The organism is Hymenobacter sediminis, assembly GCF_003231285.1.
Taxonomy (GTDB): domain Bacteria; phylum Bacteroidota; class Bacteroidia; order Cytophagales; family Hymenobacteraceae; genus Hymenobacter; species Hymenobacter sediminis.
In genome coordinates this window covers 188,364-204,076 of the sequence record NZ_QKNS01000009.1, presented here as the reverse complement: position 1 = coordinate 204,076, position 15,713 = coordinate 188,364, and the positions used below count along the sequence as shown (strand labels likewise).

The window sequence follows — 15,713 nt, the reverse complement described above, 5'->3', positions numbered from 1 at the left end:
AGCTAATTATGCTGCTTGTCCGGCCCGGGTAAAGACGCCCTCCAACGTGTCGGTGCTGACGCCGGGCGTTTCGTCCAGGGCCGCATTAATCATGGCTTGGGCTACTATGCGAGCATGAACGGGGCGGTAGCCTCGCAGCGGCGGCACCGCGCCTACCACCGAGGCCAGCACCAACCCTACCTTCTCGCCCAGCCGCACCTGGGCGCGGCCGCCGGCCAATACCCCAGGCTGCAGAATCCGGATACGTTGGAAAGGCAGGCGCTTGATATCGCGCTCCAGCTCACCCTTCATCCGATTGTAAAACACAAAGGAATCGGCATCAGCGCCAGCCGAGGAAACCAGCACCAGGACGGGCACTCCGTGGGAGGCCGCTGCCTGGGCCGTGCGATACTGATACGTGTAATCGACCTTGTACTGGGCTTCTTGGCTGCCGGCCTGGCGCAGGGTAGTGCCCAGCGTGGAAAACAGCACGTCGCCAGTCAGGGCCTCGCTCCAAGCCTGGGGCTGGTCGAAATCCACTACGTGCTCTTCCAGTTTAGGGCTCTGATAGCCCGTAGGGCGGCGGACGAACACTTTCAGACGGTCAAACCGCTCATCAAGCAGCAATTGCCGGAGCAGATGGTCGCCAACCAACCCGGTGGCGCCAATAAGAAGAGCAGTGCGCATAGAAAGAGGAAAAGAGTAGGTGTGCGAAGTGAAAAGTGTCTGTTGCAGAAGCTCAATGCTTACGTCGCCGCTGGGTCATATGTAGTAGCGATACGGACAGCACGCCTGCCGGCCTAGCCATCCACCGTCAGCACGATTTTGCCGATATGGGCGCTGCTTTCCAGCAGGCGGTGGGCGTCGGCGGCCTGGGCCAGCGGCAGGGTGGCATGAATAACCGGCCGCACACTGCCGGCCGCCAGCAGCGGCCATACATGGCGCTCCACCTCCGCTGCCAGGGCAGCCTTAAACTCGGCGGAGCGTGGCCGCAGGGTGCTGCCCGTGATGGTAAGCCGCCGCGCCATTACCTCTAGGGCATTGAAACTGGCCTGGCTACCCTGCATGGCGTTGATGAACACCAGCCGCCCGTCGTCGCGGAGCAGCCGCAGGTTTTTAGCTGTATAGTCGCCGCCAATCATATCCAGAATGACGTCTACCCCACCGGCTTCCGTCAATACTTGCTCGAAATCCTCCTCTTTGTAATTAATGGCCCAGTCGGCTCCTAAGCTCCGTACAGCGGTGCATTTTTCCACCGAGCCCGCCGTGGCGGCCACCTGGCTGCCCAGGGCGTGGGCCAGTTGCACGGCCGTTACGCCTATGCCGCTGCTTCCGCCATGCACCAGCAGCGTTTCGCCAGGCTGGAGCTGCCCTCGCTGAAACACATTATGCCACACCGTAAACACGGTTTCGGGCAGACTGGCGACTTCGGCCAGGGTCCAGCCGTTGGGCAGGGGTAGGCAGTGGCGGGCATCTACGGCGGCATACTCGGCGTAGCCGCCCTGGGCCAGCAGAGCACACACCGCGTCGCCAGGCTGCCAGCGGGTGACGGCCGCGCCGCACGATTCAATCACGCCCGCTACCTCTAAACCCGGCACCAAGCCGCTCACGTCGCCGCTGCCGCGGTACTTGCCTTGGCGCAGCAGCACATCCGGGCGGTTTACGCCGGCTGCTGCTACCCTAACCAGCACTTCGTGCGGCGCAGGTGCGGGCCGCGGCAGTTGGCGCAGCTCTAGTACTTCGGGGCCGCCGGGCTGAGCTATAACGATGGCATTCATGGGGGCAGGAAAAGAGAAGGACAGGAAAGTAACGAGCCGCCGCGCCGGAAGTTTGGCGGCCTGGGCAGGTAGTCTGTTGTGGGCCTACCCTTCCCTCCGCTTTTTGCGTTTCTTAGAGCATGAAAAAGATTTCCCTGTTTCCGCACTTTCTGCGCACGGCCGGCCAACTCACTGGGCTGGCTGCCTGGCAAACCGGGCGGTTGTTCCGCAAAGCCGCTCAATCAGCCCTGGACTCAGTGCAGGAAGTGTTGCGGGCCGAAGTGCAGAAAGGAAACGTGCAACTGGTGCGCGACTTTCTCACCAGCAAGGCCCTGCCCGCTGCCCGCACCCTATTGCTGGAGCGCATGACGGCCCGTTTGCTGGTGCGCCTGGGCCTGCGTGGCGCGCTGGCCTCGAACGTGGTGGGCTGGATTCTGCCCGTGGTACTGGAGCAGTTGGTGAAAGCCGGGCAGAAATCAGGCTTATTCGACAAAGTGCGGGAGCATACAACGGTGCAGGACATGCTATTACGCCTAGAGGAACTTAAACGCGCTACCTGGAAGCGCCTTGCTCCCGACCACGGCACTGGCGCGGAGCTGCTACCCGATGATGCCGCTCAAACCCAGCTTCTGACTTAAACCAAGCAGAATAATTGCGGCCTTACCGGCGGGCATTTTTCTGAGTAAACCAAGGAAATTACTGTTGAGGTGCTTATAATTCATAATTATTCGTATATATTTTATAACATATTAGCACGTGTGCTACCACTTCCTGCTCTATTTTCTACATGAATCATTCTTTGCCCTTATCCAGGCTCCGGGAGCTGCGTAACCAACTGCCTACTTTGCAGCAAGATAATCCCGCCGACCAAGTACAGTTGCAGCACGCCGTTCAATTCTTTATCGACGAAATTTTCTCTCTTCCTTACGGCCGTTTTCTGCACCTCGATGGCCCCTCGCTCCGACAACAGTTCGCCTACCTCGATACCCTGCACCAACAGCTGCAGCAAGGTCGCCTTCAGCTTACCTCCCTCCCCGATTGGCAACTGCTGGTTTCACAAATGATATTGGTGGTGGATAAGGTGGTAGCCGCAGAAGCGCAACACCGCAGTGGGAGGTAGGCCACGCCTTATCCTTGTGCTGGTTTCTTTGGGTTGCTACCCCCTCAAACGGCGCAAAGTATTCAGCCTGAGGCTCTCGTTAGTGTACGGCAGCGGCTTCAATACATAGATAGCCAGAGGTTGGTGCGCCAAAGGGAAAGAAGCCCGCATAGCTCAGTAAGCTTGGGCAAGCTTTGGCTTAAAGCTGTGTTAGGTTCATTACCGAGGCAGCGTACATAAATTTGGTATTAATAGGATTATAATTCGAAGTTAATGCGGTATTAATGGTCGAGTCTCTCCTTTGTAAGCCTGATAGAAAGCAGGCGTTGCACAAATCGAGGAGCCCGACCAATGAAACGAGTAGTAATTCCGACAGATTTCACCCTGTATTCTTTACACCTTATCCGGTGTGCCCTTAACCTGCTGCAAGGAGAAATCTGCCATATTACTCTATTGCGGCTCACGCCCGTATCTGACTCCATCACCGATTTGCTGACGATGCCCCGGGTAGAAAGCCAACCAATTGATCCGGAGTTTCTTCATGCATTGGAGCGCCTGCAAAAGGTATACGCCCTGGAAATAGAGGAAATTGCCATTACCTACCTCTACTGCGACGGCTCCCAGCGGCTCAATTCTTTCCTGGAAGAAAATAAGATTGACTTAGTACTGAACACGGTGCCGCTCACTCAGGTATCGGAGGAGATGCGCTACTTCAACCAGTTAGTGCAGGATGCGGCATTCCCTGTTCTCTACATCCCCGAGTTTTTTGAGGCATCCCGTTTTCGAAAAGTAGCCTTCGTCCTCGATGCAGAAGCCAAAGCAAGCGCACTGCCAGATAAAGCCCTGCTCAACTTGCTGCGCCGGGCAGATTCCCGCATCACTTTCCTGCTCGTTTTTAAGCCCGGCACCAGCGCCGATAAGCTTAAGCCTGCCCTTGATGCCCTGTATTCCTCAGCCGCGCTGGAAGAGGTGCCCTACTCAGTGCACCTGATTCATCAGCACGACATCACCAAAGGCGTCATCTCCTTCATAGAGGAGTTCGAAGTGGACCTGGTAGTTACCTGCAAAAAGAAAAGTCGCCTCAGCTACCTCCGTTTTGGCCAGCGCAGTCACCTCCCCAACCGGGCCATTACCAGCAAAGTCCCCTGCCTATCGGTAGTATAGCCCAGGCCTTCATCCGGCTGCCTGCCCCCTCTCTTCTTAACGTTATTACCTATGTTGCTAAAGACCAGAATCCCGCTCTCGTATGTATTTGGCAAGATAAAAACGGAAATCCTGTTTGTTTTTATCTATGCGTCACTGATTGCTCTGGAGGATCGTTTCCTGCACGTCATGACCATTTCGCTACCCCTCAGCGTACCGATGATACTGGGCACCGTGCTGTCTCTGTTACTAGCCTTTAAATCGAACCAGGCCTACGACCGGTGGTGGGAAGCCCGGATTGCCTGGGGAGCTATCGTTAATGACTCTCGCACCCTGGTTCGGCAGGTGCTCTGCTTCACGGAAGCGCCCTACAACCTAGAGGAGGCCCGCCTGCTGGTGGAGCGCATTACCCACCGGCAGATTGCCTGGGCTTACAGCGTGGGCATGTCGCTGAGAAACAACATGGAGCTGGATAAAATCCAACGGTTCATACCCCAAAACGAGGTAGCGTTTCTAGCCAAGCATGACAACGTGCCCAATGCCCTGTTGCAGCTGCACGCTCAGGATATGCGGTATGCCTTGCAGGAAGGCTGGATTAACCGCTACCAGCAGGTAGAAATAGAATCGACGCTTACCCGACTTACGGATTCCATGGGCCGGTGCGAGCGAATCAAAAACACAGTGTTTCCGGCTACCTACACGCTGTACATTCACTTCTCCCTGTTCTTCTTTGTCTTGCTCCTCCCCTTCGCTCTGCTTGAGGTTTTTGGCATGCTGGAAATATTGATGGTAGTAGCCATTTCATCCACCTTCTTCCTAATCGAGAAGATGGCCATTCACTTGGAAGACCCCTTTGAGGGTAGGCCAACCGATACCCCCGTTACGGCCATTGCTCGCACCATCGAGAAAAACCTCAGGCAAATGATCAACGACAAACAGATGCCTAAAGAAATTGTGCTGGCCGATAGCCCTTTCTACGTCATGTAGCGCGCAAGCAGGCTTCCTACTTTAAAAACAGAGGCGGCTGTTCTAGTATCGGAACAGCCGCCTCTGTTTTTAAAGTAGGAAATCAGATAGCTAGGATGAAAGAGCCGTCCTCACCCGGAAGCAGCTTTTACAAGAAAAATCCTCGTTAATAGTCGTTAAAGTGGATTCTTGATTTAAGTGGTAGCCGATCTGGTGGCGGACGTCTTTGTCTAAAACTAGGTTCTGCATGACCTTAAAAGCAGAAACAAACAGTAGAGCTGCTGAGAATTCAACTTCCTACAAGACCAAAGAAAAGCCCCTTGGCGCACTGCTAAGGAGCTTTTCTTTTTGAGTGGCAAATCATACTACTTGTCTGCGGCTACCTACTGGCATTAGGATGCTCTCTTGAGTACATTTTCCGCTCTGGGGAAAACACGGATGTCATTCTATAAGCCCGCACTTACTTTTCCGTATAACACCGCACAGGCAAGGGCGTACGGAAGAATATGCAACCTGCTCGTGTACTCTTAGATACGCCTCCCTTTGCCGTCAGCTACGATTCTGAGAATCGGTGGCTCTACGTGGAATGGCGCGACAAGCAAGACGTCGTTTCCTCGCTGGCTAGCTTCTCGCTGCTGCTGCGCTTTGTCCGCATCTTCCGCGTGCAAAAGCTGCTCTGCGACAGCAGCCAGGCCCTGGATGGCTGGGATGGCATTGGCCACTGGGTCAGCCAAAGCTACTTGCCCTCGCTGGCCCAACAGGGCATCTGCGCCATTGCCTGGGTGAATGCGGCGGATTGGGCGACCAAGGACGAGCTCTTGACTGTGCTTCGGACTACCCCACAACCTAGTGTGGTCGTGTTCGATCATCTGGCCGGCGCTTACGACTGGCTGCAGAACGCTGCCTTTCCCTTCTACCAGTGCGCTTCTGATCAGGCAGACCAGCCGCCTTACCATTTGCCGCAGCTACCCCAACTCGTACTCGCCGACCGTGGTGGGCGCGCTTACAAGGACGGGCGCAATCATCTAGCTTGAAACTTACGTTGCCTTCCGCCGCTGCATTATGCCATCACCAACCACTTGTAGGGTTTGATGGTACTCTCACTTAAATAGATAATCTAAACACCTCCACCGACTAGCAAGAAACCTGTTTCCGAACAGTTTTGCCCCTCGCAAAATAGCCCCGAAAACCTGCGCTTATGGGGCTGTTTTTAACACACTTTTCTGGACAGGTAATCATGCAGCTACGACTGGATAGTAAACCTACCTACCGTGGAAGGGAAAGCTTCTCGTTGTGCCTTTGCCAGAAGGGTAGCGCAACTACTAAACCAGCGTCTGTAGTCGGCTAGGGTATAAGGAAAACCAGTTGGGGCTGGAAGGGCGGAATACACCAGATTGTTCATCCCGTTAAAATTAGCAAAGATCTTCACGGTGCCTTGCTCTCGATAATCTAGCTCTATCCACCACCCCATGGTGCGGAGCGGGTTCATGACCACATCAAACTCACTGCGCAAACTATCTTCTAGTAAAACCATAGCAGTGAATAACTTAAGTTAATACAGTTAACTCTATATACTGCTGAATAACACCAAACGTTCAGATTAGGACCTGAACACCTATTTATCGTATCTGAGCAGCTTTGCGAATGGACTCCCGTTCTTCCCTGGTTTGCTCCAGTCCAAGCTACCCAGCACCTGGAGCATCTGCTGCTGCACCTCCCCACTGCCGGCCACTGAATCCACGGCCGCTGGCGCACCCGACGCTTCCGACCTTGGGCCACCCTCCCAAAAACCGCGCTGACGCTTCTGCTTCAGCCACTGCTCGACCTTTACCATCTGCGAGTCAGCCCGCATCCACTCATAAATGACGTACCTATTCTCCAATGCGAAGTCGTTCGCTACCCATCGCATCGAGTATACTCATGGGCCAGCAGTATACGCGTTTCATAAGACAGGAGAGAATTGGGAAAGAGAAGAGGTAGGAAAAGGCTTAGGAGGACAGGTGTAGGTGCAACGAAATCGAAAGCACCGGTGGGAAGGCAGCTTTGCCCTGTTTGACGTACGCCAGACGTGTGGAGGTTGAGGCATACTACTGGCCGTAGCCGGCGGGAAAGGTAGTATCCACAAGAAAGGGCAACTCTTCGCAGACTAAGGCCTGCAGAGCGTAGTATTTCTGCTTTTGCATCATGGCAGCACGGGAAAAAGGGTAGATTTGAAACGCGTATCTATGCCCTTTTTTAATGGCCACTCCAGTCCTTCTTTCAGTGTTCCGCAAGGAAGTTGACATGCTATGGACTCTGATAGCTAGCTGGGACGCCCTTGTCGAGGCAAAGGATGCCATTATCGCCTCAAAGCTCGCAAGAACAACGTCAAGGCATCGAACCTGTACTTTCTGAGCAGCTTATTGGGCTTTATTGGTGCTTTTCTATATAACAGACCAGTACTTGGAGCAGGTATACAGGCACGGTCCATGCTCGCCGGCATGCTTCTTATAGCTGTTGTGCTGATCAGCATCGGCATTCGCAACGGCTACTGGCTGGCCAGAACGGTATTTCTACTGTCTTTTGCCTTCGCCATTTTGAACTACGCAGATGGGCTATCCTACTCAAATAATCTACTGGGTGGTCTGTTGGGGCTGGTTACTAATCTAATCAATACGGGGGTAGCCATTCTCATCATTCACGACCTACTACGTCGGCCAGCAGTTGGAGAGGCGGCGGGGTAGTAACATTAGACTGAATTAATGAAGCAACTGTTCCTGTTTACCGCCTTACTCGCACCAGCAACCGTTTGGGCTCAGCACAGCCCACAGGCTCCACCGCAACCAATTGACACGGGACAAATTCTGCGTGGTACGATGAACCCTCGCGGCTTACGGCTTGCCACTAAAACGGTACTGTACCGTCGGCTCCAAGATACCCTGTCGGGTCGCCCAACCCAACGCCTACAGCCCGGTGACGCTGTAATCCTCCGGCGGGGAGAATACCCAGGCTGGATTAAAGTCGTGCGAGGCACGCGAAATCTCGTCAACTTCTCCTCCGACACGGCTACCTACTACATGCCCAAATCCGGAGCCGTTGGTGCAACGACCTTTGTTCTTCTCTAGAGCAGTTCAGGCCTCACAAACAACCGGAGAGGCCACCTACCTCATCACTACTTTTAAAAAGTCAAGGCTATATTTCTAACCAATGAAAGCACTTGCTACTATCCTGATCAGCGCAATAATGGGCTGCACCACTGCCCCTAACCCAGTTCCTATCATCACGCAGCAGCAACTAGACTGTTTGAATAAACCCACAGACTACGTCAAAAAGTCGGTCGCTAGCCACAAGCAAACTTACTACGGGATGGACCAGGACATTACCTTGTTCAAGACCCCAGAAGGCCGAATAATCGGCTACCTTTTGGAGCAGGGCGAATGCTCCACCGTGTTGCTGCAAGTACCAGAGCAACAGTTACAGCAGGCTTCAGACTTTATCGCGGCGGAAGTCAAGAAGAATTACGGCCCGATGTTCTTCACCAATCAAGAGCAGAAGGTGTCGTTCAAGTACTATCTGGATACAACGCCCTTGCGGGAGGGCAAGCCCGCCTATCTAGTGGCCCAGGCGATGAACTGATCTGTCAAGCCCCACAACTTATTTTACTACGCCATCCAGCCGCCGCAGAGGCGGAGGTGACAGGACGGCGAAGCTGAATTAACTTACTACTGTTACTTTATCCAATGATCCTGCTTTCTGCAAATCCTCACGTAAGCTTCTATTTTCACAACATTGGATGCCGAACGCTGGAAGCCGTCTGGAGTGACCATGTGGATAGTGGCTACTTCCGCATAGCCATCTTACTAGGGCTGTCCCTGGTCCGACAGCATCAGATCGACAGTTGGATAGCGGATGATCGTCGGCTCGGGCCGCTGAATACAGAGGATCTGGACTGGGTTAGAGCCGAGATAATACCCGCTTTAGCCACTAGTGGGCTGCGCCGGCTCGCAGTGATCGAGTCCGAAGATCGGCTTAACCGCATGCTGGTGGATGAGGCCTACACCACGCCTCTCCGACTCCTAAACATCGAATTCCGGCACTTTGCCGATGTGCAGTCTGCGCGTACCTGGGCCTGTGGCCCCAAGGCACCTTGGGCAGGTAAATAAGGAAAATTTAAAACAGGCATAATTGAGCTTAGCGCCTACTTTGAGCATCTTTGAATTGGCGCCAGCAGCAGTATGTGGGTTTTCTTCTCGTACATGGCCGTACCCTTTTGCTACGGTTAACTATGTCTCTACTGTCTCCTACCTCTCTCATTTCCCTAGTCCCCCGTTCCGCTTACCTAATGCCTCATCAACTCATCAACGGCTTCGGCAAGGTCTATTTCACCACCGAATACGACGCTACTAACAATTGGGTCTATAATAACTGGATCGGCTACCAGACCTACACGGGCATCATTATCGGGGCTGATGCCTGCCTGCACCCCCTGCAGGAAAATAAGTGCGCCTACCTACTCAACGACAACCGCCAGGTTATTGGCCCTTGGGACCATACCGTGGAGTGGGTTGTCTCTAACTGGGCTCCGCGTGCCGTGGCTCAGGGCTTAACCCACTTTGCCCAGGTCGTGAGTCCCGAGTCGCTGGCCGCACAATCAGCACAGTCCATGCTGCTGGGCTTTGAAGGCCAGTTGGCCATGCACCTGTTCGATAATATTGCCGAAGCGCGCATGTGGCTGCGCGCCGTCCAGCGCGTCACGGAAGAAGATCCAACTTAAGCAACGCTGTCGGACAGCTTTTATCTGTTTCATGTATCGACTACTACCCCTGCTGCTAAGCTTGACGCTGCTCACGGCAGCCTGTAAGAAAGAGAAGAATGACCCAGCACCAGAGTCGCCGCAAGAAGCTGCCGGCCCCCTGGAAGGCAACTGGAAGACGCTCAGCGTCGAGACGGTGCTTTATGACCGACAGGGCAAGCTGGTAGGCACCTACAAGCCCCTCGAAACCATGGGTTACACGTCCTACACGATTACGACCACGGATATCCACTACTATAATTCAAAAGCTTGTCCTATCAATTGTATGGTATGGTCTACGCCTTATGTTCGAACGGGCGACCAGCTCACGTGCCAGCCGCCGGCTATGTCCTACACGATCCGCAAGCTGACCGCCACCAAGCTGGACCTCTATCTGATAGGAGAGTATGGGCTTGACGGCATTCCGGACATGCGCACTGACCACACCATTCACTTGGAGCGGCAGTAAGGTGTTACCTTTCACCATGCCTTTTTCCCGCTTCCCCTTTCGCCGGCTCGCGGCCCTTGCTCTGCTAAGCCTGGCCACCAGCTGCGGCTCTGACTCTACCGACGACCCTACTCCCGGCCCCGTACTCGCCGAGAGCCAGCACCTAGCCCTGGGCAATCCCAGCGGAGCGACGGTGGACCCGAGTAAGCCCACCAACTACCTGCTGCTCAAAAACCAGTATACCCTCTCCTACCACCGCGACCGGGGCACGCCCAACTGGGTGAGCTGGCACCTGGAGCAAGCCGACCTGGGCCCGGCCGACCGCCAGGATGATTTCCGAGCCGATGCGTCGCTGCCCTCCGGCTGGTACCAGGTGCAGAGCAGCAGCTACTCGGGCTCAGGCTTTGACCGGGGCCACAACTGCCCCTCGGCCGCCCGCACGGCCACGGAGGCCGACAACTCGGCCACCTTCCTGATGAGCAACATGATTCCCCAGGCCCCGAACAACAACCAGCGCACCTGGAATAATATGGAAGCCTACACCCGCACGCTCGTCTCGGCCACGCAGGAAGTCTACGTCATCATGGGCTCTTACGGTAAGGGCGGCGTTGGCTCGAACGGGCCCGCTTCTACCCTGGATAATGGCCGCATCACGGTGCCCGCCCGCATCTGGAAAGTTGTGGTGGTGCTGCCCGTAGGCAACGACGATGCCCGCCGCGTGAGCAGCTCCACCCGCGTCATTGCCGTGGACACGCCGAATGAGAACAGCGTAAGCTCCTCCTGGGGCCAGTACCGCGTGAGTGTCGATGCCATCGAGGCGGCCACGGGCCTGGATTTGCTCTCGGGCGTACCAACCTCGGTGCAGGCGACGTTAGAGGCCAAAGTGGACAACGGGCCGACCCAGTAACCTCTCTTCTATTCCATCTTATTATGACTCGCCTTCTCCTCCCGCTGTTGAGCCTGACGCTGCTCACTACCGCCTGTAAGAAAGAAAACGCCCAGCCGGAGCCGACACCAGGGCTGGAAGGCAGCTGGCAAGAGCAGGCTTACCAAGAAGTTATCCGCTACAATACCGATGGTATCGTGCGCAGTGAATCCGGCCCGCTAACGCTGGCAGCTCCTGCTCTCTACTCCTTTAGCGGCTCTACCCTCACTGTCAAGCAAGATGGCACTACGCGTGACTTCACTTACACTCGGCAAGGGGATGACCTGAACCTCCTGGCTACTGACCAACCCTCACCCGATCCTTATAAGTTGACGATTGCCCAATTGACGAAAACGGAGTTGACCCTGCACTACAAAGTAGTGGTTCAACAGCAGGGCTATTCCGTTACGATCTCTCGCTTCACAAGGAAATAGAAATACCTTCCGCGCGGCTTGCCCCATGCCCACCTCTCAAGCCACCTTTCGCCTGCTTAGCTTCGAGCAGCAGCTGCCGCTGGTGTGGGTAGAAGGCACGTTTGCCCCTTCTTTATCTCCCTTATGAATTGACTCCTACCCCTGCTCCTGCTAAGCCTGACGCTGCTCACGCCTGCCTGTAAGAAAGATGAAGCGAAGCCCACGCCCGATATCACGGGCCGCTGGAACCTCCATCGCTACGCCGTGCGCTTCTACTCGGCCTCAGGGCAACTGCTAGCTACAGACAGCACGTCCCTTGACCTGAAATCGCAGTACATGATCGTCACGGAGAACACGATGCAGTACTTTGTGGACAATGCGCCCCTTAATCCGGTCTCTACCTACACGCGCGGGCAGGACAACGTGCTTCATTTCGACGGGGGTAGAACGCTGGATTTAAATACGCACCTAGTAAACGGACGTCTCATCCTGGATAGCAATGGTATTCGTGTACCGGTTAGCTCTTCCCCCATCCCCCAGGCTACGGCGGTGGAGGTGGATCAGACCTATACCCGCTAACGGATAGTTTGCTAGCGCTCCAGTCTCATGACTGGTGTATGTATTGCAGGTGAAGTATTTGCCTCTACTCTAAATCCAGGTCTGAGCCTCTTCCACTACATGCTGCGCCGCCCAACCCACTAGGCTGAACTTACACCCGAATACAGAGCATATCCTCCCAGCGCGTGGTATAAGCTGGCGTCTGCCACTGGCGCTGCCCCTGCCAGGGAGCCACACCTCGCTCCCGCGGCATAGCCGTAGCAAAGCGCACGGCCCCAGCGCCAAAGCGCTGGTTGACCTTGTCCAGCTCGGCCATGAGCTGGGCCCGACGCTCGGCCTGCTCGTTGGGCTCAAAGAGCAGGAGTTGCTGCTGACCAGTGGGCTCCAGCCCGTCGAGCAGGACTCCTGCTTTTTTGTACCCCCCGCCCGGCTCCCAGATGCGCTTGAGCGCGGTCCTGGCGTAACGTAGCAGCTCGATCGTGTCACTTGTGGCCGTAGGCAGGGTAATCACCGCCGAGTGCGTGTGCGGCGGGGGCTCCGTGCCATAACGGCTCTTGCTGATAAACACGGTCAATACATTAGCGGCTGAGCCTTGCCGCCGCAGCTTCTCGGCAGCCTTAGAGGCAAAGTGCGCCACCGCGGCCATCAGATCCGAAAACTCCGAGAGGGGCCCTGCAAAGCTGCGGGTGCAGGCAATGCTCTTCCGGGCGAGGCTGCCGTCCTCACTAGGGGCGAGCTGCTGGCAGGGCGTGCCCTGCAGCTCGCGCAGCAGGCGCGCCCCTACTACCCCACCCAGCTGCCTGCGGGCCCAGCCTTCGCTTTGGGCTGCCAACTCCGCGGCCGTCTGGATGCTCTGGGCCCGTAGCTTTTGGGCATACAGGCCCCCGATACCCCACACGTCCTCCACCGGCGTCTGCGCCAGGGCCCACTGACGGCGCTCCTCCGTGTCGAGATAGAGCACCCCATTCGAGGCGGGCAGCTTCTTAGCTAGGCGGTTGGCGAGCTTGGCCAACGTCTTGGTGGGGGCAATGCCGATGCAGACGGGAATGTGGGTGCGCTTGCCAATCTGCCGGCGCCACTCGGCCACCAGCTCCACCAGGTTGCCGCAGTAGGGCTCCAGCCCGTGCAAGTCCAGAAAGCACTCGTCGATGGAGTAGATTTCAATCTCCGGCGCTACCGAGGCCAAATAGTGCATCACGCGCCGCGACATATCCCCGTAGAGGGCGTAGTTACTCGAGTACACCTGCACCCCGTGGCGCAGGAGTATGGGCTTGACCTGAAAGTAGGGCTCGCCCATTTTCAGACCTAACTCCTTGGCCTCCTGGGAGCGGGAGATAATGCAGCCGTCGTTGTTGGACAAGACCACCACGGGCCGGCCCAGCAACCGGGGCTGAAAGGCCCGCTCACAGCTCACGTAAAAGTTATTGCAGTCAACCAAGCCGTACATCAGCTCACGCGCACGTGGGCTGATGTACGGCTGCGCCGGGTCTCGGTCAGTACGTGCGTTACCACTCCCCACACGTCAAACAAGTCGGGCTCGTTGATGGGAATCTCCGGATACGTTGGGTTATCGGGCACCAGGAACCAGGCGTCGCCCTTGCGCTTGACTAGGCGCTTGACGGTGAACTGGCCTTCCACCACGGCAATTACTACGTCATCGGGCTGGGCCTGCAGCTGGCAGTCCACCGCCAGCAATGCCCCGTCGCGAATACCCGATTCCCCGCCCGTCATGGAGTCGCCCATCACCCGCACCAAGTAAGTCGAGTCGGGGTGTGGCAGCAGGAGCTTGTTGAGGTCGAGCTTTTCGCCGCGGTGGTCTTCGGCTGGGGAGGGAAAGCCAGCCGACACTCGGGAATCAAAGAAAGTAAGCCACAGGGGCCGGCGGATAACAGGCACAAAAAGTACTTCACACATAGCCAACTAGAAAAGGTGTTTGGTGCAAGTATACGCCCTACTAAAATGATTAGTCTAATAACTACTAAAATTAGTAGTTAAAGATAGTAACGTTTGCACGCGCCGAAAGCGCGTGTTTCGGCGCTTTCGCTGGCCGCTGTCTACGTTTAGCAGCCGAAAAAAGAATGTTGTTATGGAAGTCACGTGTCAGCTGCGCGCTACGGCGATTAACAAGAAAGGCTTGGCCCCTATACAGATTACCTTCTGCTGGGACGCCAATCGTATCCGGCTCGGAAGCAAAGTAAGCTGCCGACCTGCTGACTGGAACGAGAAGCTGGAAAAGGTGAAAGACCGGCCGGGCACGTATGCAGCGCAAGTAAATGCCGTGCTGGAGCGGTGGGAAAGGGCTGGTACCAGCGCCCACTCGGACGCGCGCGCTGCCGGTGAGCGGTGGGATGAAGAGCGTATGGAGGCAGAGATACGGGTGCGCTACCAGCGTCTACTGGATGAAGCCAACGGCCGGCCAGTGACGCCAGTAGCTGGCCGGCCAACTGGCAAGCAAGCCCCTCACCTTCTTCGAGTACATGCAGCGGTGGCTGGAGTATAAGCAGGACTACATTTCCCTGCGTAGCGGTAAGCCCCTGAGCAAAAACTACCTCAACCACCTGCGCCATCTGCGCGCTACACTGGCGGCTTTTGAGCAGGAGCATAAGTTCAAGCTGACTATGGCAGGCATGGATGCTACCTTCTACGCCAAGTTCCAGACTTATTGCCTCAGGGAACTGGCGCATGACGTCAATACCTTCGGCTGCACCGTCAAGTACCTGAAAAACTTCCTGTACTGGTGTTTGGAGCACGATATCCCCGTTAACCCAAAGTTTCGCAAGTTAGAGGTACCGGAGCTGTACGTCGGCGTGGAGGCCCTCACCCAGGCGGAGGTCTTGTCCTGGGAGAAAGTAAACCTGCAGTCTGCCGAGGCCCGCGCGTACCTGGCTGCCAACATCGAGCTCAAGCAACGCAAGCCGGGCCAGCGGGGCGGCCGTCATCCCCTCACGCTGGAGGATCACCTGGCGCGCATCGAGCTGGCCCGCGACAAGTTTTTGCAGTGCGTGTACACGGGCCTGCGCATATCAGATGCAGACTTGATGGCGCCACACCACATCCACGGCAAGCTGCTTAAGATTGATGCCGGCAAGACAGGTATCCAGTGCCTGATTCCCTTTTTCGACGACGATGTTTTTAAGCCCGTGGCGCTGGTGCAGAAGTACGCCAGTTGGGGGCTGCCTACCTGCCTACCCGATGTCCCCCTGCTCGATGACTATCTGCCCCTGATTGCGCACTTGGCCGGCATTGGCCGCATTCAAGTAACCAGCCGCATCGGCCGTAAGACATTTGCCACGCTGAAGATTTATCAGGGCGTTTCCCGGACGCAGGTCATGCTGGCCACGGGCCACCAAACGGAGAAGAGCTTCATGCGCTACCTGGGCGTTGATGAGCAGGAGTTGATTGCCATGTACGAGCGCACAGCTCGGCAGGTGTCCTAGTTTTATGTGGCAAACTCTGTGGCAATTTGTGTGGCACTGAAACGACTAACGCTGACTAACGCTGAATGATATCCAAAAACAGAACAGCCCCCGCGGTATCGCAGGGGCTGTTTTATTAGGCAGCATGGTGCAGGCACAAAAAAAAAGCCGTCCCCACCCGGAAACGGCTTTTCTGAAATCGTGGCGCGGAGAAAATTCCCACCCAACTCCGGCCCGA

The 15,713-nt window shown here is 56.0% G+C and carries 21 protein-coding genes; 16 read left to right on the top strand and 5 right to left on the bottom strand.

The genetic code is table 11. The features are described 5' to 3' along the window. Positions 1-6 precede the first annotated feature (6 nt). Together DNI29_RS21360 and DNI29_RS21355 are read right to left on the bottom strand one after the other, a co-directional pair. Entirely contained in the window at positions 7-666 is a 660-nt protein-coding gene (locus DNI29_RS21360) for an NAD(P)H-binding protein (RefSeq protein WP_110980175.1), read from the bottom strand. 113 nt (positions 667-779) lie between these two features. Beyond that, on the bottom strand, positions 780-1,757 hold the full coding sequence (locus DNI29_RS21355) for an NAD(P)H-quinone oxidoreductase (protein WP_110980174.1): 978 nt from the start codon (positions 1,755-1,757) through the stop codon (positions 780-782). A gap of 119 nt (positions 1,758-1,876) precedes the next feature. On the opposite strand from DNI29_RS21355, the gene DNI29_RS21350 reads away from it, so the two are divergent. From DNI29_RS21350 to DNI29_RS21330, 5 genes are all read left to right on the top strand, one after another. Beyond that, positions 1,877-2,374 (top strand): hypothetical protein, encoded by a 498-nt coding sequence (locus DNI29_RS21350; protein ID WP_110980173.1) that lies wholly within the window; start codon positions 1,877-1,879, stop codon positions 2,372-2,374. A 149-nt stretch (positions 2,375-2,523) separates the two neighbouring features. Beyond that, positions 2,524-2,856: a hypothetical protein gene (locus DNI29_RS24290; RefSeq protein ID WP_123823361.1), complete on the top strand. Its 333-nt coding sequence runs from the start codon at positions 2,524-2,526 to the stop codon at positions 2,854-2,856. Positions 2,857-3,186: 330 nt separating this feature from the next. Then, positions 3,187-3,999 (top strand): hypothetical protein, encoded by an 813-nt coding sequence (locus DNI29_RS25455; RefSeq protein WP_123823360.1) that lies wholly within the window; start codon positions 3,187-3,189, stop codon positions 3,997-3,999. Between the two features lie 51 nt (positions 4,000-4,050). Then, positions 4,051-4,965: a bestrophin family protein gene (locus DNI29_RS21335; protein WP_110980170.1), complete on the top strand. Its 915-nt coding sequence runs from the start codon at positions 4,051-4,053 to the stop codon at positions 4,963-4,965. A 485-nt stretch (positions 4,966-5,450) separates the two neighbouring features. Beyond that, positions 5,451-5,978: a hypothetical protein gene (locus DNI29_RS21330; protein WP_123823359.1), complete on the top strand. Its 528-nt coding sequence runs from the start codon at positions 5,451-5,453 to the stop codon at positions 5,976-5,978. 209 nt (positions 5,979-6,187) lie between these two features. On the opposite strand, the gene DNI29_RS21325 is transcribed toward DNI29_RS21330, so the two are convergent. Beyond that, positions 6,188-6,478: a hypothetical protein gene (locus tag DNI29_RS21325; protein ID WP_110980168.1), complete on the bottom strand. Its 291-nt coding sequence runs from the start codon at positions 6,476-6,478 to the stop codon at positions 6,188-6,190. A gap of 133 nt (positions 6,479-6,611) precedes the next feature. Between DNI29_RS21325 and DNI29_RS25165 the strand changes: the two genes are divergently transcribed. From DNI29_RS25165 to DNI29_RS21280, 9 genes are all read left to right on the top strand, one after another. Then, a complete protein-coding gene (locus DNI29_RS25165) occupies positions 6,612-6,743 on the top strand; it encodes a hypothetical protein (RefSeq protein WP_262510235.1) in 132 nt (43 codons plus the stop codon). 681 nt (positions 6,744-7,424) lie between these two features. After that, a complete protein-coding gene (locus DNI29_RS21315) occupies positions 7,425-7,667 on the top strand; it encodes a hypothetical protein (protein WP_123823358.1) in 243 nt (80 codons plus the stop codon). 463 nt (positions 7,668-8,130) lie between these two features. Continuing rightward, positions 8,131-8,559, top strand: coding sequence for a hypothetical protein (locus DNI29_RS21310; RefSeq protein WP_110980165.1), 429 nt, complete (start codon positions 8,131-8,133; stop codon positions 8,557-8,559). A gap of 104 nt (positions 8,560-8,663) precedes the next feature. Next, positions 8,664-9,086, top strand: coding sequence for a hypothetical protein (locus DNI29_RS21305; protein WP_110980164.1), 423 nt, complete (start codon positions 8,664-8,666; stop codon positions 9,084-9,086). A 179-nt stretch (positions 9,087-9,265) separates the two neighbouring features. Further along, positions 9,266-9,697 carry an STAS/SEC14 domain-containing protein gene (locus tag DNI29_RS21300; protein ID WP_110980163.1) on the top strand — a complete coding sequence of 144 codons (432 nt, stop codon included), beginning with the start codon at positions 9,266-9,268 and terminating at the stop codon, positions 9,695-9,697. 31 nt (positions 9,698-9,728) lie between these two features. Beyond that, positions 9,729-10,184 (top strand): hypothetical protein, encoded by a 456-nt coding sequence (locus DNI29_RS21295; protein ID WP_110980162.1) that lies wholly within the window; start codon positions 9,729-9,731, stop codon positions 10,182-10,184. Between the two features lie 16 nt (positions 10,185-10,200). Then, positions 10,201-11,070 (top strand): DNA/RNA non-specific endonuclease, encoded by an 870-nt coding sequence (locus DNI29_RS21290; RefSeq protein ID WP_110980161.1) that lies wholly within the window; start codon positions 10,201-10,203, stop codon positions 11,068-11,070. Positions 11,071-11,093: 23 nt separating this feature from the next. Beyond that, positions 11,094-11,522 carry a hypothetical protein gene (locus DNI29_RS21285; protein ID WP_110980160.1) on the top strand — a complete coding sequence of 143 codons (429 nt, stop codon included), beginning with the start codon at positions 11,094-11,096 and terminating at the stop codon, positions 11,520-11,522. Between the two features lie 243 nt (positions 11,523-11,765). After that, positions 11,766-12,080 carry a hypothetical protein gene (locus tag DNI29_RS21280; protein WP_110980159.1) on the top strand — a complete coding sequence of 105 codons (315 nt, stop codon included), beginning with the start codon at positions 11,766-11,768 and terminating at the stop codon, positions 12,078-12,080. A 130-nt stretch (positions 12,081-12,210) separates the two neighbouring features. Here the strand turns inward: DNI29_RS21280 and DNI29_RS21275 are convergent, their stop codons facing one another. Together DNI29_RS21275 and DNI29_RS21270 are read right to left on the bottom strand one after the other, a co-directional pair. Next, positions 12,211-13,506: a Y-family DNA polymerase gene (locus DNI29_RS21275; protein WP_110980158.1), complete on the bottom strand. Its 1,296-nt coding sequence runs from the start codon at positions 13,504-13,506 to the stop codon at positions 12,211-12,213. Beyond that, complete coding sequence (locus DNI29_RS21270) at positions 13,506-13,973, bottom strand: LexA family protein (protein WP_110980157.1); 468 nt, start codon at positions 13,971-13,973, stop codon at positions 13,506-13,508. The genes DNI29_RS21275 and DNI29_RS21270 overlap by 1 nt, the downstream gene beginning before the upstream one ends. A 172-nt stretch (positions 13,974-14,145) precedes the next feature. On the opposite strand from DNI29_RS21270, the gene DNI29_RS21265 reads away from it, so the two are divergent. Continuing rightward, positions 14,146-14,559, top strand: a complete 414-nt coding sequence (locus DNI29_RS21265; protein ID WP_110980156.1) for an Arm DNA-binding domain-containing protein — start codon at positions 14,146-14,148, stop codon at positions 14,557-14,559. Further along, positions 14,537-15,496, top strand: coding sequence for a site-specific integrase (locus DNI29_RS21260; protein WP_110980155.1), 960 nt, complete (start codon positions 14,537-14,539; stop codon positions 15,494-15,496). The genes DNI29_RS21265 and DNI29_RS21260 overlap by 23 nt, the downstream gene beginning before the upstream one ends. The last annotated feature ends 217 nt before the right edge of the window (positions 15,497-15,713 follow it).

What these genes read in the sequence shown, in the direction of transcription:
- DNI29_RS21360 (WP_110980175.1), bottom strand. Translation starts at nt 666, where the DNA reads ATGCGCACTGCTCTTCTTATTGGCGCCACCGGGTTGGTTGGCGACCAT.
- DNI29_RS21355 (WP_110980174.1), bottom strand. Translation starts at nt 1,757, where the DNA reads ATGAATGCCATCGTTATAGCTCAGCCCGGCGGCCCCGAAGTACTAGAG.
- DNI29_RS21350 (WP_110980173.1), top strand. Translation starts at nt 1,877, where the DNA reads ATGAAAAAGATTTCCCTGTTTCCGCACTTTCTGCGCACGGCCGGCCAA.
- DNI29_RS24290 (WP_123823361.1), top strand. Translation starts at nt 2,524, where the DNA reads ATGAATCATTCTTTGCCCTTATCCAGGCTCCGGGAGCTGCGTAACCAA.
- DNI29_RS25455 (WP_123823360.1), top strand. Translation starts at nt 3,187, where the DNA reads ATGAAACGAGTAGTAATTCCGACAGATTTCACCCTGTATTCTTTACAC.
- DNI29_RS21335 (WP_110980170.1), top strand. Translation starts at nt 4,051, where the DNA reads ATGTTGCTAAAGACCAGAATCCCGCTCTCGTATGTATTTGGCAAGATA.
- DNI29_RS21330 (WP_123823359.1), top strand. Translation starts at nt 5,451, where the DNA reads ATGCAACCTGCTCGTGTACTCTTAGATACGCCTCCCTTTGCCGTCAGC.
- DNI29_RS21325 (WP_110980168.1), bottom strand. Translation starts at nt 6,478, where the DNA reads ATGGTTTTACTAGAAGATAGTTTGCGCAGTGAGTTTGATGTGGTCATG.
- DNI29_RS21315 (WP_123823358.1), top strand. Translation starts at nt 7,425, where the DNA reads ATGCTTCTTATAGCTGTTGTGCTGATCAGCATCGGCATTCGCAACGGC.
- DNI29_RS21310 (WP_110980165.1), top strand. Translation starts at nt 8,131, where the DNA reads ATGAAAGCACTTGCTACTATCCTGATCAGCGCAATAATGGGCTGCACC.
- DNI29_RS21305 (WP_110980164.1), top strand. Translation starts at nt 8,664, where the DNA reads ATGATCCTGCTTTCTGCAAATCCTCACGTAAGCTTCTATTTTCACAAC.
- DNI29_RS21300 (WP_110980163.1), top strand. Translation starts at nt 9,266, where the DNA reads ATGCCTCATCAACTCATCAACGGCTTCGGCAAGGTCTATTTCACCACC.
- DNI29_RS21295 (WP_110980162.1), top strand. Translation starts at nt 9,729, where the DNA reads ATGTATCGACTACTACCCCTGCTGCTAAGCTTGACGCTGCTCACGGCA.
- DNI29_RS21290 (WP_110980161.1), top strand. Translation starts at nt 10,201, where the DNA reads ATGCCTTTTTCCCGCTTCCCCTTTCGCCGGCTCGCGGCCCTTGCTCTG.
- DNI29_RS21285 (WP_110980160.1), top strand. Translation starts at nt 11,094, where the DNA reads ATGACTCGCCTTCTCCTCCCGCTGTTGAGCCTGACGCTGCTCACTACC.
- DNI29_RS21275 (WP_110980158.1), bottom strand. Translation starts at nt 13,506, where the DNA reads ATGTACGGCTTGGTTGACTGCAATAACTTTTACGTGAGCTGTGAGCGG.
- DNI29_RS21270 (WP_110980157.1), bottom strand. Translation starts at nt 13,973, where the DNA reads ATGTGTGAAGTACTTTTTGTGCCTGTTATCCGCCGGCCCCTGTGGCTT.
- DNI29_RS21265 (WP_110980156.1), top strand. Translation starts at nt 14,146, where the DNA reads ATGGAAGTCACGTGTCAGCTGCGCGCTACGGCGATTAACAAGAAAGGC.
- DNI29_RS21260 (WP_110980155.1), top strand. Translation starts at nt 14,537, where the DNA reads ATGCAGCGGTGGCTGGAGTATAAGCAGGACTACATTTCCCTGCGTAGC.